The sequence below is a fragment of the Streptomyces sp. NPDC104761 genome (assembly GCF_055583445.1).
Map to the genome: position 1 here is coordinate 146,119 of NZ_JBVJNZ010000013.1, position 20,937 is coordinate 167,055.

Genomic DNA, 20,937 nt, shown 5'->3' on the forward strand with positions numbered 1-20,937 from the left:
GGCACCCACATATACAAGTAGGCCCGCCTCCCCCTACCCACTCGAAACCACACCCCCCCCCCCCCCCCCCCCCCCCCCTTCCCCCCCCCCCCCCCTCCCCCCCCCCCCCCCCCCCCCCCCCCCCCCCCAGCCCCCACGCAGCCGCAGCCGACCGACGCGGCCTGCCGCGGCACTAGAGAGCGGTCAGCTTCTTCGGCTCGGGTGATTGCCGGGGGAGCAGGGTCGGGTCCAGGGCCAGGACCGCTGCCACCGGGTGTTCGTCGTCCGGTTCGACGACCGGGGCCGGCTGCGGCACGCGGGTCAGCAGGACCACGCCCCAGGACGCCAGGCCCGCGCCCGTCAGGGCGAGCAGGATGCCCCAGGCGCCGTCCTGGAGGCCCTGGCCCAGCAGGGTCAGGCCGATGACCGCCGCGGCCACCGGGTTGGACAGGGTGACGACCGCGAGCGGGGCGCCGAGGCCGCCGCGGTAGGCCGTCTGGGAGAGCAGCAGGCCGCCCACCGCGAACGCGGCGACCAGCAGGGCGACCACGACCACCTCGACGCTCAGAGCCGGGCCGGAGCGGTCGGTCGCCGCCACCGTCACCGTCTGGGTGAGGGCCGAGGCGACGCCCGAGGCGAAGCCGGACGCGGTCGCGTGCCGCAGGCCGGGGCGGGCGCCGGGACGGGACAGGACGCCGATCAGGGCAGCCGTCGTACCGGCGACCGCGAGGGCCTCGGTGAGGCTCAGCACCTGGTGGGGTGCGGGTCCTGAGGCCGTGACCAGGAGGGCGCCGAGGCCCAGCAGGGTCAGCGCGGTGCCCCGCCACTCGGTGGCGGTGACCCGGCGGCCGGCCGCCCGGGCGCCCATCGGCACGGCCGCCACGAGGGTCAGTGCGCCGAGCGGCTGTACGAGGGTCAGCGGGCCGTACTTCAGGGCGACGACGTGGAGCAGGGCGGCGCCGGCGTTCAGGCCCACCGCCGCCCACCAGGCACCGGAGCCGAGCAGCCGCAGCAGGCCCGCGCCGGCGGTCTTCGCGGCGAGGCGCTCCTGGGCGACGGCGGCGGCCGCGTAGGCGACGGCCGAGACCTGGGAGAGGATGACGGCGACCACGGCCGCGGCGCTCATCGGCCCGCCCCCACCAGTGCGGGCTCCTCGGAGGCGAGCTGCCGGGTGCCGCGCCCGGCCGTGCCGGCCGTGCGGTGCGGCGAGCGAAGCGAGACGGGGGTCCCCCCGGACGAGCTCTGGGGGCGGATGAGGGCGAGGGCGGCGCCGAGCATCGTGGTGGCGATGATCGCGTCCAGCCAGTAGTGGTTCGCGGTGCCGACGATCACGAAGAGGGTGATCGCGGGGTGCAGCAGCCACAGCCAGCGCCAGCGGGAGCGGGTGGCGACGATCAGGCCGATCGCCACCATCAGGGCCCAGCCGAAGTGCAGCGAGGGCATCGCCGCGAACTGGTTGGAGAGGTGGTCGCTGGAGGGCGGGCCGTAGACCGAGGGGCCGTAGACCCGGGCGGTGTCGATGAGGCCGCTCGCGGCCAGCATCCGGGGCGGTGCCAGCGGGAACGTGAACGGCAGCACCAGGGCCGCCGCGGTCACCAGGGCGAGGACCCGGCGGGCCCAGACGTAGTGCGCGGGCCGCTTCAGGTAGAGCCAGACCAGGAAGGCCACCGTGGCCGGGAAATGAACGGTGGCGTAGTAGGTGTTGGCCAGGTGGACGAGGGTGTCGCCGTGCAGCAGTGCGGACTGCACGTCGACCTCCGAGGGCAGGTGCAGCGTCCGTTCCAGGTCCCAGATCCGGTGGGCGTTGTGCAGGGCCTCGGCGGTATGGCCGGTGGCCAGCTGCCGCCCGAACTTGTAGACGAGGAAGAGCCCCGCGACGAGCAGGAACTCACGGACGAGCGGCGGCCGGGCTATCGCGCCCGGCTCCGCTGAAGCAGGCTCGGACTGGGATCTCATCCCAGGCCCCCTCACTGACGGTGGTGCTGTGCGAGTCCCGGACGGTGGCCCGAACTCTTCGATACGGAAGCGTACCGATACGCCACTGTACCGATACGGTCGAGTACCGGTACAGTGGCGTATCGATAGACGTAGGCCACACTGGTTGTAGGTTTCCGCGCCGGCCGAACGGCGGGCGGGGCGGAAGTGATCCGCACGTGAGGAACGAGTGAGGAGCAGGGCACATGACGTCGCAGGCCGCGGACGGACCGGACATGGTCGCCGCCTCGCGCCGCTCCAAGATCACGCCGGAGCGTGAGCGGGAGTTCTTCGACGCCGTGCTCGAACAGATCCGCGAGTGTGGCTACGACTCCGTCTCCATGGAGGGCGTCGCCGCCAGCACCCGCTGCAGCAAGTCCACGCTCTACCGCCAGTGGAAGACGAAGCCGCAGTTCGTCGCGGCCGCGCTGCGGGCCAACCGTGAGGTGCGCTTCGCCGGCGTCGACACCGGGTCACTCGCCCAGGACCTGCGCGAGGTCGCGCGGGCCGCGGGCGACTGGTCGCGCAAGGACACCAAGCTGCTCTCCGCGCTGGGGCACGCCGTGCACTCGGACGAGGCACTGGCGCAGGCGCTGCGCGAGGCGCTCGTGGAACCCGAGATCGCCGCGCTCCAGCAGATCCTGCGCCGCGGGGTCGAGCGGGGCGAGGTGCCCGAGGGGCATCCCGCGCTGGACTACGTGCCCGCCATGATGTTCGGCGTGCTGCGGGTGCGGCCCGTGCTCACCGGCGAGTACGCCGACGCCGACTATCTCGTCCGTTTCGTGGAGGCCGTCGCGCTGCCCGCACTCGGACTGACCTAGGACCCAGGCCGCCGTCCACGGGATGACTGGACGGCGACCTGCTCGCGCCGCACCGTGGGGACGGGGGCGGCGCGCACCCCCCGGCCGGGTGGGGTGCCCCTTTGAGCGGAGGGGCGCTCCACCCGGCCGACTGCTGTTCCGGGCCGGAAGGGTCAGACGTTCGAACCGTTGCCGCTGCCCGAGGACACCTTGATGCCGCTGGTGATCGTGTCGATGATCGACTCCTTCTGGCCGACGTCGACGCCGAACCGGACCACCACGATCTGCTGGGCGTTCGCGGGCGACGGGAAGGCCAGCGACTCGACGTAGCCGTCGGCGCCCTTGCTGGTGATCGCCTTCCAGCGGACCAGGTACCCCTTCTGCCCGGCCACCGTGACCGCCTTGGAGGCCAGCACCTCGTGCGAGGTGATCGAGCCGTAACCCTTCCCGTACGAGTCCTGGGCGCTGGCCGAGATGTCCGCCTTGGCGACCTCCTCGGCCGTGTCCCCCTTGGTGCCCAGCACCACCGCGGGCGCCGAGTAGGCACCGCCGGCGGTGCAGCTCTGCGAGGTGTCGCCCGGGCACTTGTAGGCGTCGTCGGAGCTGACGGCGGCACCGTATTCCGTCGCCTGCCCGGTCCAGCCCTCCGGCACCGGGATGCTGATGGCGTTGATCGAGTCCGACACCGTGCCGCCGCCCTTGACCTTCGGCGCCTCGGACTGGCCCGGCGACGGCGACGCGCCGCCGTCGGTGCCACCGGAACCCGAGCCGCCGCCCGACCCGCCGAACGGGAAGCCCTGGCCGCCGCTCTGCCCGCCGCCCTGACCGCCGTTCTGCCCCTCGGGGCCACCCTGGCCGAACCCGCCCTGACCGCCCGACCCCTGCTGCGAGGCCTGCTGGCCACCGCCGCTGCCGTTGTCGGTCAGCGCCCACGCGCCGACCCCGATCGCGGCGAGGACCGCCACGGCGACGCCGACCGCGATGCCGGTACGCAGCCCGCGCCTGGCGGGGGCCGGCGGCTGCGCCGGGTACCCCGGATAGCCCGGGTACGCGGGGTAGGCCTCGCCGGCCGGATACGCCGGGTAGGCCGGCTGCGCCCCGTCGGCCGGCGGCTGCGGCGGGGGACCCCAGTCGGCGGCCGTCCCGGCGGGCCGGGTCTGCTCCGTCCAGGCCTTGCCGTCCCACCAGCGTTCGGTGGCCGGACCGTCACTTGTCTGCCCGGGATCGGGATACCACCCGGGGGGAGTCACCTGCGTCATGCTCCTACCGTATGAGGCATCGGTGAAAGTCGGATGAGAGGATCCGGCGATGTTCGCACGAGGCGTTCCGGCACACCTCATCCGAGCCGCAGCCGGACCGGTGGCGCCGCTGCCGGCGGGGGCAGACGCAGGCCGTTGCGTCCCGGGGTGAGCGAGCCCAGGACGCTCGGGTGGCGGGCGCCGGTGGCGGCCGGGGCCGTTCCCGCGAGACCGTGTGCGGTGAGGAAGCCGAGGACCGCGAAGGCGTACGCCTCCTTCGCCGCCGCGGGCAGCCCGAGTTCGTCCGAGAGGCGCACCGGGATCTCCGGGAGCAGGTCGCGCAGCGTCCGCATCAGCACCGGGTTGCGGGTGCCGCCGCCCGACGCGACCACCTCCGTCGCCGCCACGCCGCGCACCGCGTCCGCCACCGTCCGGGCGGTGAGACGGGTGAGGGTCGCCAGCGCGTCCTCGGCCGACAGGCCCTCGGGCGCCCGCCAGTACCCGGCGTGGAACAGCTCCTTGCCGGTCGTCTTCGGCGCGGGCAGCGCGTAGTACGGCTCCGTCAGCAGCTCCTCGAGCAGCGGCCCGTGCGGACGGCCGCGCGCCGCCAGCGCCCCGTCCACGTCGTACGTCAGCCGGCCGCCGGTGAACTCACGGACCGCCGCGTCCAGCAGCGCGCACCCGGGTCCGGTGTCGAAGGCCGTGCCGTCGGGCGCGGTGAGGTTGGCGATCCCGCCGAGGTTCAGTGCCACCGGCCTCCCCGGCCGCCCGCGCAGCCACAGCAGGTCGACCAGGCTGACCAGCGGAGCACCCTGCCCCCCGGCTGCCACGTCCCGCGACCTGAGGTCGGCGACGACCGGCAGCCCCGTCGCCTCCGCGATCCACGCCGGCTGGCCGAGCTGCAACGTGCCGTGCACCCGGCCGCCGTCCACCCAGTGGTAGACCGTCTGCCCGTGCGAGGACACCAACTCGGCCCGCCCTCCGCACAGTTCACGATCGGCCCGGACCGCGGCCGCCGCGAACGCCTGCCCGATCCGGGTGTCGAGCAGACACACCCGCGCCAGCGGCACGGCGGACGGCGGCAGCGCCCCCGCGAGCGCCTCCCGCAGCTCCTCGTCGTACGGCGTGCTCACCATCCCCAGCGGCTTCAGCAGCAGGGTGCCGTCCAGCAGCCGCAGTTCGGCCGCCGCCGCGTCCACCGCGTCGTACGACGTCCCGGACATCAGGCCGATCACCAGCATGGTCCCAACCCGCCTCTCGCCCCGCCTCTCAACCGGCCTTCGTCCGCGGCGGCCCGAGCAGCGCGAGCACGCTGACCGCGCAGGTCGCCGCCGCGTAGTAGCCGGGAACGTCGAGGTTCCCGGTGCGCCGTACCGCCTCCGTGATGATGAGGCCCGCACAGCCCGAGAACACGGCATTGGACAGGGCGTAGGCGAGTCCGAGGCCCGTGCAGCGGGCCCGCGCCGGGAACATCTCGGCCAGCAGCGCGGGCCCCGGCCCGGCCATCAGCCCCACCACCGCGCCCGCTCCGCACAGCGCCGCGCCCTTCACGGCGGCCGGGGTCCCCGGGTCCCGCAGGAGGTGGAGCAGGGGCAGCGCCAGCAGCACCACGAGCCCGGCGCCCGCCAGCATCACCGGCCGCCGCCCCGTCCGGTCGCTGAGCAGCCCCGCCGGCAGGATCGCCGCCGCGAACCCCAGGTTCGCCACCACGGTCGCCAGCAGCGCGGTGCGGAAGCCGGTGTGCAGGGCCGACTGGAGGTACGACGGCAGCACCACCAGGAAGGTGTAGCCGGCGGCCGACCAGCCCATCACCCGGGCGACGGCCGGCGCGATCGCCCGCACCGGCACCGGCACCCGCACCGGCACCCGCACCGCGCCGGCGGCGTCCGCGGCCGGCTCCCGGAACTCCGGTGTCTCGTCGAGACCGATCCGCAGCCACAGCGCCAGCGCACCGAGCGGCACCGCCAGCAGGAACGGCAATCGCCACCCCCAGGAGCCGAACTGATCTGCCGTCAGCAACACGGACAGCCCCACCGCCACCCCCGCCCCGCCCAGCAGCCCCAGCGCCACGGTGAACGACTGCCACGCCCCGTACAGCCCCCGCCGCCTCGGCGGCGCGAACTCGGTCAGCATCGCCACCGCCCCGCCGAACTCACCGCCCGCCGACAGTCCCTGAACCACCCTCAGGAACGTCAGCAGCCACGGCGCGAGCGCACCGGCCTGCGCGTACGTCGGCAGCACGCCGATCAGCGCCGTCGCGCCCGTCATCAGCGCCACCACCAGGATCAGCACCGGCCGCCTGCCCAGCCGGTCCGCCAGCCGGCCGAACAGCGCCGCGCCCAGCGGACGGAAGAAGAACGCCAGCCCGAACGAGGCGTAGGTGCGCACCAGACCCTCGGCCGCGCTGCCGCCCGCCGGGGTGAAGAACCGATCGGCGACGACGGTCGCGACATAGCCGTAGACACCGAACTCGTACCACTCGATGAAGTTCCCCACCGAGCCCGCCGCCAGCGCCCGGAGGGGCCGGTTCCGCTCGCGCACTGCACGGTCTTCGAAAGTCAGCCTCATGTTCCTGCCCGTTGACGGTCCGTTCGCTGCACAGCGGCAGGTCGGGACCGTCCCGCGTCGTCCGGCCGCACCCGCTTTCACCCGTCACGGCCACAGCTGCCCGGACCCGCCTCCGGACAGCCAACAGGACGGCTACGCTCGTGGTCTGTACGTCGTTCGGGCGACTTGGGGAGGTAGCAGGATGACGGAGGAGCAGTCCCCGGGAGGCGTCCGGGGTCCCCTCTGGGAGCGCGAGGAGGAGATCGCCGCCGTCACCGAGGCCCTCGAGCTCCTGTGCGCCGACCGGTCCACCGCCGGGAACCTGCTGGTGATCCGCGGTGAGGCCGGGCTCGGCAAGACCGCGCTGCTGGCCGAGACCCGCCGCATCGCCGAACGCCGTGGCTGCACCGTCTGGTCCACCCGCGGCGTGGAGACGCTGCGCAGCGTCCCCTTCCACGTGGTACGGCAGCTCCTCCAGCCCGCCCTGGTCTCCCTGCTGCCCGAGGAGGCCCGGGAGTACCTGGGTGACTGGTACGAGATCGCCGGCCCCGCCCTCGGCATCACCGACCCCGGCGACCGCCAGGCCGACCCGCAGGGCGTCTGCGACGGCCTGGTCGCCGCCGTCCGCCGGCTCGCCAAACGCGACTGGCCGCTGGTCCTGCTGATCGACGACGCGCACTGGGCCGACCAGGAGACGCTGGCCTGGCTGGCCGCCTTCGTCGAGCGCCTCGACGACCTGTCCGTCCTGGTCCTGGTGGCCCGGCGCCCCGGCGAGGTCAGCGGCGACGGCGCCCGCCACCTGGACGCCGTGGCCGCCGCGGCCGGCCGCCCCGTCCGCACCATCAGCGCCCTCACCCCGGACGCCGCCGCCGGCCTCACCCGAGCCACCCTCGGCGAGCACGCCGACGCCCCGTTCTGCCGCGAGGTCTGGGCCGTCACCGGCGGCAACCCCTACGAGACCGTGGAACTCCTCGCCAAGGTCCAGGACAGCGAACTCGAACCCGTCGAGGCCCGGGCCGGTGAACTGCGCGCCCTCAACCGGTCGGCCAGGGGCGGCGGACTCGTCACCCGCCTCGAAGGCCTCGGCGTCGACGCCACCCGGTTCGCCTGGGCCGCCGCCATCCTCGGCACCGGCATCTCCGTCGACCTCGTCGCCCAGCTCGCCAGCATGGCCGTGGACGACGCCGAGCGGTGCGCCGAACTCCTGCGCACCGCCCGTATCCTCACCGCGCCCGACCCGGCCGGCTCCCGGCCCCGCAGCGGTGACCTGGAGTTCGTCCACCCGCTGATCGCCACCGCCGTCTACAACTCCATCCCGCCCGCGATGTGCACCGCCATGCACGGCATCGCCGCCCAGATCGTCCTGGACGACGGCCGCGGCATCGCCGAGGCCTCCCGCCACCTGCTGAAGGTGCACCCGGACGACGACGAGGAACTCGTCGAACAGCTGCGGGACGCGGCCAAGGAACACCTCGCCGTCGGCGCCCCGGACGCGGCCCGCCGCTGTCTCGAACGCGCCCTGCGCGAACCGCCCCTCCCCGACGTCCACGCCCGCGTGCTCTACGAGCTGGGCTGCGCGACCCTGCTCACCAACCCCGCCGTCACCATCGGCCATCTGCAGAGCGCTCTCGGCATGCCCGGCCTCTCCGGTCCCGAACGCGTGGACGCCGTCTTCCGGCTCTCCCAGGCCCTCCTCCACAACGACCAGCTGGAGGAAGCCGTCCGCACGGTCGAGGCGGAGGCCGCCCGGCACGAGGAAGGACCCGCCAGGCTCCGGCTCCAGGCCGTCCAGTTCATGTGGGAGGGCATCGCCGGCGAGGCCGTCTCCGCACGCCGCTCCGAACGGCTCGCCGACCTGGCCGCCACCTGCACCGGCCGCGACAACTCCGAGCGCGCCCTGCTGATGCTGCGCGGCTTCGACCTGCTGATACAGGGCGAGAGCGCCGAGGAGGTCGTCGAGCTGTGCGACCGCGCCCTCGTCAACGGCCGGCTCGCGCCCGGTCTCGGCTGGACCGACACCGAGTGGGGCATCGAGCTCCTGCTGATGCTCGCCAACTCCTACGTCTACACCGACCGGCTCGACCGCGCGGAGAGCCTGTACAACGAAGCCCTGCGCGCCTACGAGTCCTCCGGCTGGAGCGGCGGCCACCTCGCCCTCGCCCATGCCTACGTCGGGCTCGGCCACCGCAGGCGCGGCCGGCTGCGGGACGCGGAGATCTCGCTGCGGGAGTCCCTGCGGATCGCCGAGCGGGTCGGCCGCCGGCTGCCCCTGTACTGGACCGCCACCTGCAACCTCGTCGACACGCTGCTCGCCCGCGGCCACGTCCAGCAGGCCTGGGAGACCGCCGAACAGTACGGCTTCGCGCCGCCGTACCCCTCCACGATCGTCATGCCGGACCCGCGGTCGGTGCGCGGCCGGCTGCTGCTCGCCGTCGGGCGCACGGAGGAGGCCGTGAACGAACTGGAGGCGGCGGAGAAGGCATCCGCCGCGCGCGGCCACTTCAACCCCGTGGTCGTGCCCTGGGCGCTCGACCTCGCCCGGGCCCTCGCGAACGAGGACCCGGCGCGGGCGGCGCACCTCGCGAGTGACGCGCGGCGGCAGGCCGAGCGATTCGGCACGGACACGGCGATCGGCGAGGCGCTGCGGTGCGCCGCCGCGCTGGAGACCGGGCAGCGGCAGGTGCGGCTGGCCTCGCAGGCCGTTGCCTATCTGGAGGCGTCGCCGTGCCAGTACGAGCATGCGGCGGCTCGGGTGGAGTACGGGATCGCCGCGCGGTCGGTGGCGGAGTTGAACCGGGGGCTGGCGCTGGCCCGGTCGTGTGGAGCCGATGGGTTGGTTGCGCAGGCTCGGGAGGTGCTGGATACGGGAAGGGGGCTGCGGTGACAGGTGCGTTGCGGGGTGCGGGTGTGGGGGCTGATCGCGCAGTTCCTCCCCCAGCCTTCGGCCGGGGGTACCCCCAGCGCCCCTTAGCGGCGCGCTACAGCGCGAGGAGTTGATCAGTCACCGCTGACAGGCGTTTCTGTACCTCTCGGCTGTATGTCGCCTCGTGTGCCCGCGCCCTGTTCGTGCCGTCGAAGTAGCCGCCCGTTCCCAAGTCCTGGGTGGCCAGGGCCAGGACGCCCGGGGCGCCGTCGGCCACCGTGCTCCAGGGCGCCACACCGCCCTCCCGCACCATCGCGGTGTCCATGAAGGTCGCCGGGTGCAGGACGTTCACCGAGACGCCCGTGTCCGCCAACTCCTCCGCCAGCGCGAAGGTGTGGGCCGCCAGCGCGAACTTGGCCCGGCAGTAGGCGGCGAAGCCCTGGTAGCCGCGGGTGAATTCGGGGTCGTCGAAGTCGAGGGGCTCCTGGCCCGCCGAGCCGACGTTCACGATGCGGGCGGGGGTGTGCGTGCGCAGCACCGGGAGCAGAGCGTGCGTCAGGGCGACCGGGGCCAGATAGTTGACGGCGAGACGCAGTTCGTGGCCGTCGGCACTCAGCTCGCGGCCCGAGCCGGGCGTACCGGCGCCGACACCCGCGTTGTTGACCAGGACGTCCAGGTCGGGATGTGCCTCGGCGACCCGCGCGCCCAGTTCGCGGACCTGCGCCAGCGAGGCCAGGTCCGCGACGAACGCCTCGGCTTCACCCTCGGTGCGCAGTTCCCCGACCAGTCGCTCGGTACGGCCGGGGTCGCGGCCGTGCGCCAGGACGACATGGCCCGCGCGGACCAGTTCGAACGCGACGTACCGGCCGAGCCCGGAGGTGGCACCTGTGATCAGGATGGTCGACATGCCCCCACCGTAGGCACAGGGCCCCCTCCTGTGCCTGTCCCCGGCAGGGTCACCCTTCCTCTTCCGCCAGCACCCGCTGGGCCGTCGCGAACGCCGAGTTCGCCGCCGGGACCCCGCAGTACACGGCGGTCTGCAGCAGCACCGCGCCGATCTCCTCCGGCGTCAGCCCGTTGCGCCGGGCCGCCCGCACGTGCATGGCCAGCTCGTCGTAGTGGCCGTGGGCGACCAGCGCGGTGAGCGTGATCATGCTGCGTTCGCGGCGGGAGAGCGTGGGGTCGGTCCAGATCTCGCCCCACGCGTAGCGCGAGATGAAGTCCTGGAAGCGGGCCGTGAAGGGGGTCTGCCGGGACTGGGCACCGTCCACGTGGGCGTCGCCCAGCACCTCGCGGCGCACCGCCATGCCGCGCCTGGCGCCCCCGTCGAGGTGGGAGCGGAGCGCGGTCAGGACGGCCTCGGGGCACTGTGCGGGCGCCAGATGGGCGGCGCCCGGCAGCTCGACCAGCGTGGCCGCGGCGACCGCGTCCGCGATCTCCCGCAGGTGCGGCGGCGGGGTCGCGGTGTCCTGACGGCCGGCGATCAGCAGGGTGCGCACGGCGATCTCGCCGAGCCGGTCCCGCAGGTCGAAGGCGGCCAGCGCGTCGCAGCAGGCGGCGTACGCCTCCGGGTCGGCCGCCCGCTGGTCCTCGACCAGCCGGGGCACCGTGAAGCCGGGGGTGAACCAGCGGCCGGGGGCGTTCTCCGCCAGCCACTCCACGCCCTGCCGGCGCACCCGCTCGGCCCGCTCCTCCCAGGCCCTGGAGCCGCCGAAGTGGGCCGAGGAGCAGATCGCCGCGAGGCTCTCCACCCGGTCCGGGTGGTGGACGGCCAGGTGCAGCCCCACGGCACCGCCCAGCGACACCCCCGCGTACGCGAACCGCCCGATGCCGAGCGAGTCGGCGAGCGTGAGCACCAGCTCGGCGAGGTCGCCCACGGTCGCCCCCGCCTTGATCAGGCCGGGTGCCGAACCGCCGTGCCCCGGCAGGTCCCAGCGCACCACCCGGTGCGCGCCGGACAGTTCGGGCGCCACGGCGTCCCACAGGGCGTACGAGGTGCCGAGCGACGGCCCCAGGAGCAGCGGAGGAGCCGAAGCGGGGCCCTCGACACGGTGGTTGAGGAGGTTCTCGGTCAACGTCGCTCCAGAGCACGGTCGGTGAGCACACCGGCGGAGCCGGTGTAGCGGGCGGGATCGGTCAGGCTGTCGAGATCGACGTCCTTCAGGCCGGGTTCTCCGGCGAGGAGTTCACGCAGCGTCCGGTGCTCGGTGTGGGTGCGGCGGGCCAGCTCGGTGAGCAGCTCCTTGGCGCGGGCCCGGCCGAGCACGGGGGCCAGCTCGGCGGAGAGCCGCTCCGAGACGATCAGCCCACCTGTGCGGCCGAGGTTCCGGCGCATCGCCTCCGGGTGCACCCGCAGCCCCTCCGCCAGCTCCGCCGCGTCCCGCGCCGCACCCCCCACGGTCCGCAGCAGATCCCGCACCGGCTCCCACTCGGCGTGCCAGGCACCGGCCGGCCGCTCGTCCTCCGCGGCCATCGAGCCGTACAGGACGGCCGAGAGCTGCGGGGCCCGCCGCGCGGCCGCCGCGACCAGCGTGGCGCGCACCGGGTTGGCCTTGTGCGGCAACGCCGAGGAACCGCCCCCGCTGCCCTCGGAGACCTCGCCGATCTCGGTACGGGACAGGACCAGCACGTCCGCAGAGATCTTCCCCAGCGCCCCGGCCGTGAAGGCGAGGCACCCGGCGAGGTCCGCGACCGGTGCGCGCAGGGTGTGCCACGGCAACAGGGGTGCGGCCAGGCCCAGTTCACGGGCGTACGCCGCGGGCAGCTCCTCGGCGTGCGCCGCGCCGTACGCCCCGAAGGCGGCCAGCGTGCCTGCCGCGCCGCCCAGCTGGGCGGGCAGCGAGTCCCGGACCGGGACCACGCGGTCCCGGGCGTCGAGAACCAGCGAACGCCAGCCGGCCGCCTTCAGCCCGAACGTCGTCGGTACGGCGTGCTGGGTGAGCGTCCGGCCCGGCATCGGCGTGTCGCGGTGTTCGGCGGCCAGCCGGGCCAGGGCCTGTGCGGTGCGGTCCAGGTCGGCGAGCACGAGGTCCAGGGTGCGGGCGGCGACCAGCATGGCCGCGGTGTCCATGATGTCCTGGCTGGTCGCTCCGCGGTGCACGTACGGCCCGTACTCGGCGCCCACCGCCTTCGTCAGGTCGGCGACCAGGGGGATCACCGGGTTGCCGCCGGCGCGGGCACGCTCGGCCAGGGCACCGACGTCGAAACGGCCGGGGTCGGCCGCCTCGGTCACCGCCGTCGCGGCCCCGTCCGGGACGAGGCCCAGAGCGGCCTGGGCGCGGGCGAGGGCCGCCTCCGCGTCGAGCAGCGCCCGCAGGCAGGCGCCGTCGCTCGTCGCGGCCGCGGCGGCCGAACCGGACCACCCGGGACCGAGCAGCCCTGCGTCACCGCCGTGATCCACCGAACTCACTGGAACTCCAGGAAGACCGTCTCGCCCTCGCCCTGAAGGCGGATGTCGAAACGGTAGGTCCCCCGGCCCTCGTCGGCGGCGATCAGCGTGTCGCGTCGCTCGCCCACCCGGGTGAGCAGCGGGTCGGCGGCGAGCGCCGCGTCGTCGCCCGGCAGGTAGATCCGGGTGAACAGGTGCACCAGCAGCCCGCGCGCGAACACGCACACGCTGAGGTAGGGCGCGCTGCCGCCGCGGGCGCCGGGCCGCAGCGTCCGCGCGTACCAGTGGCCGTCGGTGTCCGTCTGGATCCGGCCCCAGCCGGTGAACTCCACGCCGTTGCGGCCGAGGTAGTCACCGGTCGCCGGGTCGCGGCGGATCGACCCGTCGGTCGTGGACACGTTCCCGTCCGGGTCGGCGCCCCACAGCTCGATGAGCGCGTCGGGCAGCGGGGTGCCCTCCCCGTCGTAGACGTACCCGTGGACCGTGACCGTGTCCGGGTGCCCCAGCGGTGCGATGTCCTCACCGCCGCGGAACGGCAGCGCGTAGCCGTAGAACGGGCCGACCGTGTGCGACGGGGTGGGCAGCACGTTCCCCTGGCTGCTCGTGTCGATCTTCGTCATGGCAGGTCAGCGTCCTTCTTCGATCCAGGTGGCGTGCGGGCCGTCCAGCACGATGTCCCAGTGGTAGCCCATCGAGAACTCCGGCACGGACAGGCTGTGGTCGTAGGTCGCGACCAGGCGCCGGCGCGCCGAGTCGTCGGTCACCGACTGGATGATCGGGTCGTACGGGAACAGCGGGTCGCTCGGGAAGTACATCTGCGTCACCAGCCGCTGCGTGAACGCCGTGCCGAACATCGAGAAGTGGATGTGGGCCGGGCGCCACGCGTTGAGGTGGTTGCGCCAGGGGTAGGGGCCCGGCTGGATCGTGGTGAAGCGGTAGCCGCCGTCGGCGTCGGTGATCGTACGGCCGACCCCCGTGAAGTTCGGGTCCAGCGGGGCGTCGTGCTGCTCGCGCTGGTGCGCGTAGCGGCCGGCCGAGTTGGCCTGCCAGATCTCGATCAGCTGCCCCCGCACCGGCCGGCCGTCCCGGTCCAGGAGCCGCCCGGAGACGGTGATCCGCTCGCCGACGGGCTCCCCGCTGTGCTGCCGGGTCAGGTCGTTGTCTATCCCGGTGATGTCCCGCTCCCCGAACGCGGGGGAGTGCAGCTCCACCAGCTCCGGGTCCTGGGCCGTGTCGATCGCGACCAGCGGCTGCTTCGGATGCCGCAGGACGGAGGACCGGTAGGGGGCGTAGTCCCGGCGGGGGTGATGCTCGACGGGGGCGCCTTCGGCGACACCCTTCTCGTATGCGGCGTGTTCGGCGGCGATCTCGAGATCGATGTCGGCCTGGGTGAGTGTCATGAAAGTCCTAGGTGCGGGCGCCCCCTCAGGGGCGCGGGGGCTCTGTTGGTATGCGGTTCCGCCGCGTGGGCGCGACCAGCCACGACGCGCCCGCAGGTGCTCTACGGCCTATCGTTCGAGAACGAGCGCGAGCCCTTGCCCGACGCCGATGCAGAGGGTCGCGACGCCGGTGCCGGAGCCGCGCCGCGCGAGCTGGTGCGCGACGGTGCCGGCGAGGCGGGCACCGGAGGCGCCGAGCGGGTGGCCGAGCGCGGTCGCGCCGCCCTGCGGGTTGAGGATCGCCGGATCGAACTCGGGCCACTCGGCGACACACCCGAGGACCTGCGCCGCGAACGCCTCGTTGAGTTCGAGGACGTCGAGGTCGGCGAGGGTCTTGCCGGCCTTGGCCAGGGCCCGGTTGACGGCTTCGACGGGGGCGAGGCCGAAGTAGTCCGGGTCGATCCCGGACACACCGGTCGAGCTGACCCGGGCCAGCGGTTCGCGCCCGAGCGTCTTCAGCCCCTCCTCGTCGGTCAGCAGCAGGGCGGCGGCTCCGTCGTTGAGCGGCGAGGAGTTGCCGGCCGTCACCGTGCCGCCCTCGGTACGGAACGCCGGCCTCAGTTTCGCCATCGCGGCGAGGGAGGCGTCGGGCCGTACGCACTCGTCGGCGGCGAAGGGAACCGGGTCGCCCTTGCGCTGCGGGACGGGCACGGGCGTCAGCTCGGCGTCGAACAGGCCCTGTTCCTGTGCGGCGGTGGCCTTCTGGTGGGAGGCGAGGGCGAACTCGTCCTGCTGCTCGCGGCTGATCCTGTGCTTGTCGGCGATGCGCTCGGCCGACTCGCCCAGCGGGATGGTCCACTGCGGGGGCATCTTCGGGTTGACCATGCGCCAGCCGAGGGTGGTCGAGTAGAGCTCGGCGTGTCCGGCGGGGAAGGGACGGTCGTTCTTGGGCAGCACGTACGGCGCCCGGGTCATCGACTCGACGCCGCCGGCCACGGCGACGGAGGCGTCGCCCACCGCGATGGCGCGGGCGGCCTGGATCACGGCTTCGAGGCCGGAGGCGCACAGCCGGTTGACGGTGACGCCCGGCACGGACGTGGGCAGCCCGGCGAGGAGGGCGGCCATCCGGCCGACGTTGCGGTTCTCCTCGCCCGCGCCGTTGGCGTTGCCGAAGTAGACGTCCTCGATCCGGGCCGGGTCCAGTGCGGGGGTGCGGGCGAGGAGTTCACGGATGGCGTGGGCGGCCAGGTCGTCCGGGCGCACGCCGGCGAGCCCGCCGTTGTAGCGGCCGATCGGTGTCCGGACCGCGTCGACGATGTACACCGTGTTCACAGCAGTCCCTCCGGGACAGTGAGTTTCGCGTCGGTCTTGGCGGTGATCTCCTCGGCGCCGACGCCGGGTGCGGTCTCGACGAGGACGAGCCCCTCGTCGGTGACGTCGAGGACACCGAGGTCGGTGATGATCCGGTCCACGCACGCCTTCCCGGTCAGCGGCAGCGTGCACTCGGTGAGGATCTTCGGCGAGCCGTCCTTGGCGGTGTGGGTCATGACGACGATCACCCTGCGGGCCCCGTGGACCAGGTCCATGGCCCCGCCGATCCCGGTGACCAGCTTTCCCGGAACCGCCCAGTTCGCCAGGTCGCCCCTCTGCGACACCTGCATGGCACCGAGCACGGCGACGTCGATGTGCCCGCCGCGGATCATCGAGAACGACAGCGCCGAGTCGAAGAAGGACGCGCCCGGCAGGACCGTGACGGTCTCCTTCCCGGCGTTGATCAGATCCGGGTCGACCTGGTCCTCGGTGGGGTAGGGGCCGGTGCCCAGGATGCCGTTCTCCGACTCCAGGACCACCTCCACCCCCTCGGGCAGGTGGTTCGGGATCAGCGTCGGCAGCCCGATTCCGAGGTTGACGTACTGCCCGTCCTCCAGCTCGCGCGCCGCCCGCGCGGCCATCTCCTGGCGCGTCCAGGCCATCAGCTGCTCACCGTCCGCTGCTCGATCTTCTTGTCCGCCGCCTGCTCCGGGGTCAGGGCCACCACCCGCTGCACGAAGATCCCCGGCAGGTGCACCGCGTCCGGATCGATCTCCCCGGGCTCGACGAGTTCCTCGACCTCGGCGACCGTGACCTTCCCGGCCATCGCCGCGAGCGGGTTGAAGTTGCGGGCGGACTTGCTGAAGACGAGGTTCCCGTGCCGGTCGCCCCTGGCCGCCCGCACCAGCGCGAAGTCGGTACGGATACCGTGCTCCAGCACGTACTCGGTGCCGTCGAACTCCCGCACCTCCTTCGCCGGCGACGCCAGCGCCACCGAGCCCGTGCCGTCGTAACGCCAGGGCAGCCCGCCCTCCGCGACCTGCGTGCCCACCCCCGCCGGCGTGTAGAACGCGGGAATCCCCGCACCGCCCGCCCGCAGCCGCTCCGCCAGCGTGCCCTGCGGGATCAGCTCCACCTCCAGCTCACCCGCCAGATACTGCCGCGCGAACTCCTTGTTCGCCCCGATGTACGACCCCGTCACCCGCGCGATCCGCCCGGCCGCCAGCAGCACCGCCAGACCCGACTCCATCGCCCCGCAGTTGTTCGACACCACCGACAGGCCACCCACACCCCGCTCGTACAACGCCCCGATCAGCACGTTCGGCACACCGCTCAGCCCGAACCCGCCCACCGCCAAGGACGCGCCCTCGGGCACATCGGCCACCGCCTCCGCGGCCGTGGCGACCACCTTGTCCATCCGTGAAGCCTCATCTCTCAGCGAATTAATCAGGGCACTGAGTATTTCAGCGAGATGTCTGCCACGCTGCCACTGGCATCGGCACCAGTCAAGACCTGGCCCGGTGGCAGTCGGGTGTACAGACAGGGCGTGTGGCTGCGGGTATCGTTCAGTGCACCTACGAATTCGGACCACGGGGAGCGCACATGGCCGCGGTGGACCTCACCACCCACCCCGGGCACCTGGCCCGGCGGCTCCAGCAGGCCCACTACCTGCTGTGGAACACGATGGTCTCCGAGGAGATCACCTCGCCGCAGTTCGCCGTGCTGAACGCGCTCGTCGCCGAGCCGGGACTGGACCAGCGGACCGTGGGGGAGCGGGTGGGCCTGGACCGGTCGACCGTCGCCGAGGTCATCAGCCGACTGGGCCGGCGCGCGCTCCTCGACAAGGTGCGCGACCCGCAGGACGGCCGCCGCTTCCTGCTGCGCCTCACCGACGAGGGGGCGCGGGTCCACCGCAAGCTGAGCGTGCGCACCGCCCGGATGAACCAGGTCTTCCTGGCCCCGCTCTCGGCCGCGGAGCAGACCCAGTTCTTCGACCTGATCCAGCGGGTCTCCGATGCGGCGGAAGGCCTGCGCAACCCCACGGAGCCACTCGCCTCCCGGGCGTGAGCGGCGCCCGTGCGGCGGAGCCTCAGGACTTCGCGAACACCACCCACACCTGACCGTCGGCGAAGTTCACCGGGCTGCCGTCCGCGTTCGTGTACGTCGTTCCGCCGGTGGCCGCCGGGCGCGACCAGGTGGCTTCGAACGACCGCCCGTCCCGCAGCACCTCCGCCTTCCCCGAACCCACCGTCTCGGTGAACGGTGTGTTGTTGCCGAGGACGTCGTGGTACTCCGACGGCCGGACCCGCACGTGCTGCACCACGACCGTCGCCGCTGCCAGCCGGTTGCCCGCCGTCGTCGTCGCCGGCGTGCCGTCCATCGACACCAGCCAGCGGTTCCGGCCGCCGGACCAGGTGAACGTGAAGCGGGCCGCCGGGTACCGCACGGTGCGTGACGCGGTGACCGTGCCGCCGGCCGGGGCCGGACCGTAGCGGAAGCCGGTGGTGAGCGCCGCCCTGCCGGGCGCCCCGTCCGGCAGGAGCTTCGCCGGCCGCAGGTACAGGTTGTGCGGGGCCGGCCGGCCGCTGCCCCGGTGGTAGGCGCCGGACGCCTCCGCGGGCGACTCCGGCCGCAACGGCGCCCGGTCGATGAGGGGGAGCAGTTTCTTCTGGGCGCCGGAGAAGGCGAGCGTCGGCCGGGTGAACTGGCGCAGCAGCTCCAGGTCGGACTCGCGGGCGCTGCGGACCGGGCCGACGACCTCGGGGAGCTTGGTGGCGTACACCGCCATCAGCCGGCTGAGGCCGCCCTCCACCTGCTCCGCGTACACCACGTCCGCCGAGTCCAGCCCGGTCTGCGGTCGGGCCGCGGCCACGTTGTCGATCTTCACGGCGAGGACGGATCCGGTGGCAGGCTGTCCGCTCGGTGCCGGGGTGCCCTCGGTCGGCGTCGGGGTGCCCTGTGGCGCGCGGCCGTCGTCCGTCGTGCCGTGCCGGGTGCAGCCCGCCGTGAGGGAGGCCGTCGCCGCGACCGCCGCCAGTGCCGCCGTCAGCACGGTCCGGCGTGTCGGCGCCTCGTGTCGTCGCGTGTCCACCACTGTCCCCCCGCTCGTCCCACCCCGTTCGCGCTCTTGACTGATTGTGTGCTCAACAGGTCAGCGGGGGCCATACCTGGTCGAAACAGAGCGGTGGCGGTCAGGACCCCAGGATCTCCGAAAGGTCGTAGCGCACCGGCTCCTCCAGCTGGGCGTAGGTGCAGCTCTCCGGCGTGCGGTCCGGGCGCCAGCGGCGGAACCGGGCCGTGTGCCGGAAACGGGCCCCGTTCTCCATGTGGTCGTACGCCACCTCGGCCACCCGCTCCGGGCGCACCGGCACCCAGGACAGGTCCTTCTTGCCCGACCAGCGGCTCGGCGCGCCCGGCAGCCGGGCCGACTCGTGCGCCGCCTCCTCCGCCCAGGCCGCCCACGGGTGCCCGGAGACGTCGGCCATGCGCAGCGGCTCCAGCTCCTCGACCAGCTCGGCCCGCCGCTTCATCGAGAACGCGGCCGACACACCCACGTGCTGGAGGGCGCCCCGGTCGTCGTACAGGCCCAGCAGCAGCGAGCCCACCACGGGCCCGCTCTTGTGGAAGCGGTATCCGGCCACCACGACGTCGGCCGTCCGCTCGTGCTTGACCTTGAACATGGCACGCTCGTCCTGGCGGTAGCGCAGGGTGAGCGGCTTGGCGATGACCCCGTCGAGGCCGGCCCCCTCGAACTGCTCGAACCACTGCCGGGCCACCTCGACATCGGTGGTGGCCGGCGCCAGGTGCACCGGCGGGGTCACGCCCGTCAGGGCCCTGGTGAGCAGGGCGCGGCGGTCGGTCAGCGGGACGTCGAGGAGGGACTCGTCGTCCAGCGCCAGCAGGTCGAAGGCGACGAAGGAGGCGGGCGTCCGCTCCGCCAGCGTGCGCACCCTGGAGTCCGCCGGGTGGATCCGCTCGGTCAGCGCGTCGAAGTCGAGCCGGCCCTCCCGGGCGATCACGATCTCGCCGTCCAGCACGCACCGCTCGGGCACCCGCTCCGGCAGGGCCGCCACCAGCTCGGGGAAGTACCGGGTCAGCGGCTTCCCGGTACGACTGCCCAGCTCCACCTCGGCGCCGTCCCGGAACACGATCGCGCGGAAGCCGTCCCACTTCGCCTCGTACTGCATGTCCGGCGGGATCGTCGCCACCGACTTGGCGAGCATCGGCTTCACGGGCGGCATCACCGGCAGATCCATGCCACGACTGTACGAGCGCTCCCGTTCGTCCGCTCGTCGCGCGGCAGCTTCGGTACGGACCTGGGGACCGTGTCGAACCGATATGCGCGGTGGGGGTGGTGCGCCTACCGTGGCCGCATGGGCGATGCGGTGCAACTGGAGGTGGCCGGCCGGACCGTACGGCTGTCCAGTCCGGACAAGGTGTTCTTCCCGGAGCGCGGTTTCACCAAGCTGGACGTCGCCCGCTACTACGCGGCCGTGGCCCCCGGCATCCTGCGCGCCCTGCGCGACCGCCCCACCACCCTCCAGCGTTACCCGGACGGCGTCGAGGGCGAGTGGTTCTACCAGAAGCGCGCCCCCAAGGGCATGCCCGACTGGATCCCCACCACCCACATCACCTTCCCCAGCGGCCGTACCGCCGACGAGATGTGCCCCACCGAGGAGGCGGCCGTGGTGTGGGCCGCGCAGTACGGCACGCTCACCTTCCACCCCTGGCCGGTACGGCGCGGCGACGTCGACCGTCCCGACGAACTCCGCATCGACCTCGACCCGCAGCCCGGCACCGACTTCGCCGACGCGGTCCGTGCCGCCCACGAACTGCGGGCCGTCCTCGACGAGTTCGGCGGACTGCGGGGCTGGCCCAAGACCTCAGGCGGCCGGGGGCTGCACGTCTTCGTGCCCATCGAACCCCGCTGGACCTTCACCCAGGTCCGGCGCGCCGCCATCGCCGTGGGCCGCGAACTGGAACGCCGGATGCCGGACCGGGTGACCATCAGGTGGTGGAAGGAGGAGCGCGGCGAGCGCATCTTCGTCGACTACAACCAGACCGCCCGCGACCGCACCATCGCCTCCGCCTACTCGCTGCGGCCCCGCCCGAACGCCCCCGTCTCGGCGCCGCTGCGCTGGGAGGAGGTCGACGACGTGCAGCCCGCGGACTTCGACCTGGTCACGATGCCCGCCCGGTTCGCCGAACTCGGCGACGTGCACGCCGACATGGACGACCACGCCTACTCCCTCGACGCCCTCCTGGAACTCGCCCGCCGCGACGAGGACGAGCACGGCCTCGGCGACCTGCCCTATCCGCCGGAGTACCCGAAGATGCCGGGCGAGCCCAAGCGCGTCCAGCCGAGCCGGGCACGGCCCGAACAGCCTTCCTGACGACGGGAGCCGGCAACGTCCCGGCCCCGGCCGGCGGACGCGGCACCCGGTGCGGGCGCTGCGGC

At 73.6% G+C, this 20,937-nt stretch carries 19 protein-coding genes; 4 read left to right on the plus strand and 15 right to left on the minus strand.

Going from position 1 to position 20,937, the window contains the following annotated elements; genetic code table 11:
• Nucleotides 1-172: 172 nt before the first annotated feature.
• Both ACZ63F_RS31145 and ACZ63F_RS31150 read right to left on the minus strand, forming a co-directional pair.
• Complete coding sequence (locus tag ACZ63F_RS31145; RefSeq protein WP_469715970.1) at nucleotides 173-1,105, minus strand: DMT family protein; 933 nt, start codon at nucleotides 1,103-1,105, stop codon at nucleotides 173-175.
• Complete coding sequence (locus ACZ63F_RS31150; protein WP_469715973.1) at nucleotides 1,102-1,935, minus strand: phosphatase PAP2 family protein; 834 nt, start codon at nucleotides 1,933-1,935, stop codon at nucleotides 1,102-1,104. Before ACZ63F_RS31150 ends, ACZ63F_RS31145 begins: the two co-directional genes overlap by 4 nt.
• A gap of 224 nt (nucleotides 1,936-2,159) precedes the next feature.
• Here ACZ63F_RS31150 and ACZ63F_RS31155 point away from each other — a divergent pair, with 224 nt between their 5' ends.
• The gene (locus tag ACZ63F_RS31155) at nucleotides 2,160-2,774 is read left to right on the plus strand and encodes a TetR/AcrR family transcriptional regulator (RefSeq protein WP_351955874.1); all 615 of its coding nucleotides are present in this window, start codon (nucleotides 2,160-2,162) and stop codon (nucleotides 2,772-2,774) included.
• Between the two features lie 152 nt (nucleotides 2,775-2,926).
• On the opposite strand, the gene ACZ63F_RS31160 is transcribed toward ACZ63F_RS31155, so the two are convergent.
• The 3 genes from ACZ63F_RS31160 to ACZ63F_RS31170 form a co-directional block, all read right to left on the minus strand.
• Nucleotides 2,927-4,012 (minus strand): DUF2510 domain-containing protein, encoded by a 1,086-nt coding sequence (locus tag ACZ63F_RS31160; protein WP_469715975.1) that lies wholly within the window; start codon nucleotides 4,010-4,012, stop codon nucleotides 2,927-2,929.
• Between the two features lie 77 nt (nucleotides 4,013-4,089).
• A complete protein-coding gene (locus ACZ63F_RS31165) occupies nucleotides 4,090-5,232 on the minus strand; it encodes an anhydro-N-acetylmuramic acid kinase (RefSeq protein ID WP_469715978.1) in 1,143 nt (380 codons plus the stop codon).
• Between the two features lie 28 nt (nucleotides 5,233-5,260).
• Nucleotides 5,261-6,559 carry an MFS transporter gene (locus ACZ63F_RS31170; protein WP_469715981.1) on the minus strand — a complete coding sequence of 433 codons (1,299 nt, stop codon included), beginning with the start codon at nucleotides 6,557-6,559 and terminating at the stop codon, nucleotides 5,261-5,263.
• Nucleotides 6,560-6,740: 181 nt separating this feature from the next.
• Between ACZ63F_RS31170 and ACZ63F_RS31175 the strand changes: the two genes are divergently transcribed.
• Nucleotides 6,741-9,422, plus strand: a complete 2,682-nt coding sequence (locus tag ACZ63F_RS31175; RefSeq protein WP_469715984.1) for an ATP-binding protein — start codon at nucleotides 6,741-6,743, stop codon at nucleotides 9,420-9,422.
• Nucleotides 9,423-9,516: 94 nt separating this feature from the next.
• On the opposite strand, the gene ACZ63F_RS31180 is transcribed toward ACZ63F_RS31175, so the two are convergent.
• From ACZ63F_RS31180 to ACZ63F_RS31215, 8 genes are all read right to left on the minus strand, one after another.
• Nucleotides 9,517-10,308, minus strand: a complete 792-nt coding sequence (locus tag ACZ63F_RS31180) for an SDR family NAD(P)-dependent oxidoreductase (RefSeq protein WP_469715986.1) — start codon at nucleotides 10,306-10,308, stop codon at nucleotides 9,517-9,519.
• 49 nt (nucleotides 10,309-10,357) lie between these two features.
• Nucleotides 10,358-11,476 carry a bifunctional 3-oxoadipate enol-lactonase/4-carboxymuconolactone decarboxylase PcaDC gene (gene pcaDC / locus ACZ63F_RS31185; protein WP_469715989.1) on the minus strand — a complete coding sequence of 373 codons (1,119 nt, stop codon included), beginning with the start codon at nucleotides 11,474-11,476 and terminating at the stop codon, nucleotides 10,358-10,360.
• Nucleotides 11,473-12,810 (minus strand): 3-carboxy-cis,cis-muconate cycloisomerase, encoded by a 1,338-nt coding sequence (gene pcaB / locus ACZ63F_RS31190; RefSeq protein WP_469715992.1) that lies wholly within the window; start codon nucleotides 12,808-12,810, stop codon nucleotides 11,473-11,475. The genes pcaDC and pcaB overlap by 4 nt, the downstream gene beginning before the upstream one ends.
• The gene (pcaG, locus tag ACZ63F_RS31195; protein ID WP_469715995.1) at nucleotides 12,807-13,409 is read right to left on the minus strand and encodes a protocatechuate 3,4-dioxygenase subunit alpha; all 603 of its coding nucleotides are present in this window, start codon (nucleotides 13,407-13,409) and stop codon (nucleotides 12,807-12,809) included. The genes pcaB and pcaG overlap by 4 nt, the downstream gene beginning before the upstream one ends.
• A gap of 6 nt (nucleotides 13,410-13,415) precedes the next feature.
• Complete coding sequence (gene pcaH, locus ACZ63F_RS31200) at nucleotides 13,416-14,189, minus strand: protocatechuate 3,4-dioxygenase subunit beta (RefSeq protein WP_469715997.1); 774 nt, start codon at nucleotides 14,187-14,189, stop codon at nucleotides 13,416-13,418.
• 108 nt (nucleotides 14,190-14,297) lie between these two features.
• The gene (locus ACZ63F_RS31205) at nucleotides 14,298-15,500 is read right to left on the minus strand and encodes a thiolase family protein (RefSeq protein WP_469715999.1); all 1,203 of its coding nucleotides are present in this window, start codon (nucleotides 15,498-15,500) and stop codon (nucleotides 14,298-14,300) included.
• Entirely contained in the window at nucleotides 15,497-16,141 is a 645-nt protein-coding gene (locus tag ACZ63F_RS31210) for a CoA transferase subunit B (protein ID WP_469716000.1), read from the minus strand. Before ACZ63F_RS31210 ends, ACZ63F_RS31205 begins: the two co-directional genes overlap by 4 nt.
• Nucleotides 16,141-16,896, minus strand: a complete 756-nt coding sequence (locus tag ACZ63F_RS31215; protein WP_352360333.1) for a CoA transferase subunit A — start codon at nucleotides 16,894-16,896, stop codon at nucleotides 16,141-16,143. Before ACZ63F_RS31215 ends, ACZ63F_RS31210 begins: the two co-directional genes overlap by 1 nt.
• 185 nt (nucleotides 16,897-17,081) lie before the next feature.
• On the opposite strand from ACZ63F_RS31215, the gene ACZ63F_RS31220 reads away from it, so the two are divergent.
• On the plus strand, nucleotides 17,082-17,546 hold the full coding sequence (locus tag ACZ63F_RS31220) for a MarR family winged helix-turn-helix transcriptional regulator (RefSeq protein ID WP_469716001.1): 465 nt from the start codon (nucleotides 17,082-17,084) through the stop codon (nucleotides 17,544-17,546).
• Between the two features lie 22 nt (nucleotides 17,547-17,568).
• Here the strand turns inward: ACZ63F_RS31220 and ACZ63F_RS31225 are convergent, their stop codons facing one another.
• Both ACZ63F_RS31225 and ACZ63F_RS31230 read right to left on the minus strand, forming a co-directional pair.
• A complete protein-coding gene (locus ACZ63F_RS31225; RefSeq protein ID WP_469716003.1) occupies nucleotides 17,569-18,570 on the minus strand; it encodes a DUF3048 domain-containing protein in 1,002 nt (333 codons plus the stop codon).
• A gap of 100 nt (nucleotides 18,571-18,670) precedes the next feature.
• Nucleotides 18,671-19,735 (minus strand): ATP-dependent DNA ligase, encoded by a 1,065-nt coding sequence (locus ACZ63F_RS31230; protein WP_469716005.1) that lies wholly within the window; start codon nucleotides 19,733-19,735, stop codon nucleotides 18,671-18,673.
• 117 nt (nucleotides 19,736-19,852) lie between these two features.
• On the opposite strand from ACZ63F_RS31230, the gene ligD reads away from it, so the two are divergent.
• On the plus strand, nucleotides 19,853-20,872 hold the full coding sequence (gene ligD, locus ACZ63F_RS31235) for a non-homologous end-joining DNA ligase (RefSeq protein ID WP_469716007.1): 1,020 nt from the start codon (nucleotides 19,853-19,855) through the stop codon (nucleotides 20,870-20,872).
• Nucleotides 20,873-20,937 lie beyond the last annotated feature (65 nt).

Excerpts from the sequence above, each read along its gene's own strand:
- ACZ63F_RS31170 (WP_469715981.1), bottom strand. The coding sequence starts at position 6,559 with ATGAGGCTGACTTTCGAAGACCGTGCAGTGCGCGAGCGGAACCGGCCC.
- ACZ63F_RS31210 (WP_469716000.1), bottom strand. The coding sequence starts at position 16,141 with ATGGCCTGGACGCGCCAGGAGATGGCCGCGCGGGCGGCGCGCGAGCTG.
- ACZ63F_RS31180 (WP_469715986.1), bottom strand. The coding sequence starts at position 10,308 with ATGTCGACCATCCTGATCACAGGTGCCACCTCCGGGCTCGGCCGGTAC.
- ACZ63F_RS31230 (WP_469716005.1), bottom strand. The coding sequence starts at position 19,735 with ATGGATCTGCCGGTGATGCCGCCCGTGAAGCCGATGCTCGCCAAGTCG.
- ACZ63F_RS31155 (WP_351955874.1), top strand. The coding sequence starts at position 2,160 with ATGACGTCGCAGGCCGCGGACGGACCGGACATGGTCGCCGCCTCGCGC.
- ACZ63F_RS31160 (WP_469715975.1), bottom strand. The coding sequence starts at position 4,012 with ATGACGCAGGTGACTCCCCCCGGGTGGTATCCCGATCCCGGGCAGACA.
- ACZ63F_RS31215 (WP_352360333.1), bottom strand. The coding sequence starts at position 16,896 with ATGGACAAGGTGGTCGCCACGGCCGCGGAGGCGGTGGCCGATGTGCCC.
- pcaH (WP_469715997.1), bottom strand. The coding sequence starts at position 14,189 with ATGACACTCACCCAGGCCGACATCGATCTCGAGATCGCCGCCGAACAC.
- ACZ63F_RS31165 (WP_469715978.1), bottom strand. The coding sequence starts at position 5,232 with ATGCTGGTGATCGGCCTGATGTCCGGGACGTCGTACGACGCGGTGGAC.
- ACZ63F_RS31220 (WP_469716001.1), top strand. The coding sequence starts at position 17,082 with ATGGCCGCGGTGGACCTCACCACCCACCCCGGGCACCTGGCCCGGCGG.
- ligD (WP_469716007.1), top strand. The coding sequence starts at position 19,853 with ATGGGCGATGCGGTGCAACTGGAGGTGGCCGGCCGGACCGTACGGCTG.
- pcaG (WP_469715995.1), bottom strand. The coding sequence starts at position 13,409 with ATGACGAAGATCGACACGAGCAGCCAGGGGAACGTGCTGCCCACCCCG.
- ACZ63F_RS31145 (WP_469715970.1), bottom strand. The coding sequence starts at position 1,105 with ATGAGCGCCGCGGCCGTGGTCGCCGTCATCCTCTCCCAGGTCTCGGCC.
- ACZ63F_RS31150 (WP_469715973.1), bottom strand. The coding sequence starts at position 1,935 with ATGAGATCCCAGTCCGAGCCTGCTTCAGCGGAGCCGGGCGCGATAGCC.
- ACZ63F_RS31175 (WP_469715984.1), top strand. The coding sequence starts at position 6,741 with ATGACGGAGGAGCAGTCCCCGGGAGGCGTCCGGGGTCCCCTCTGGGAG.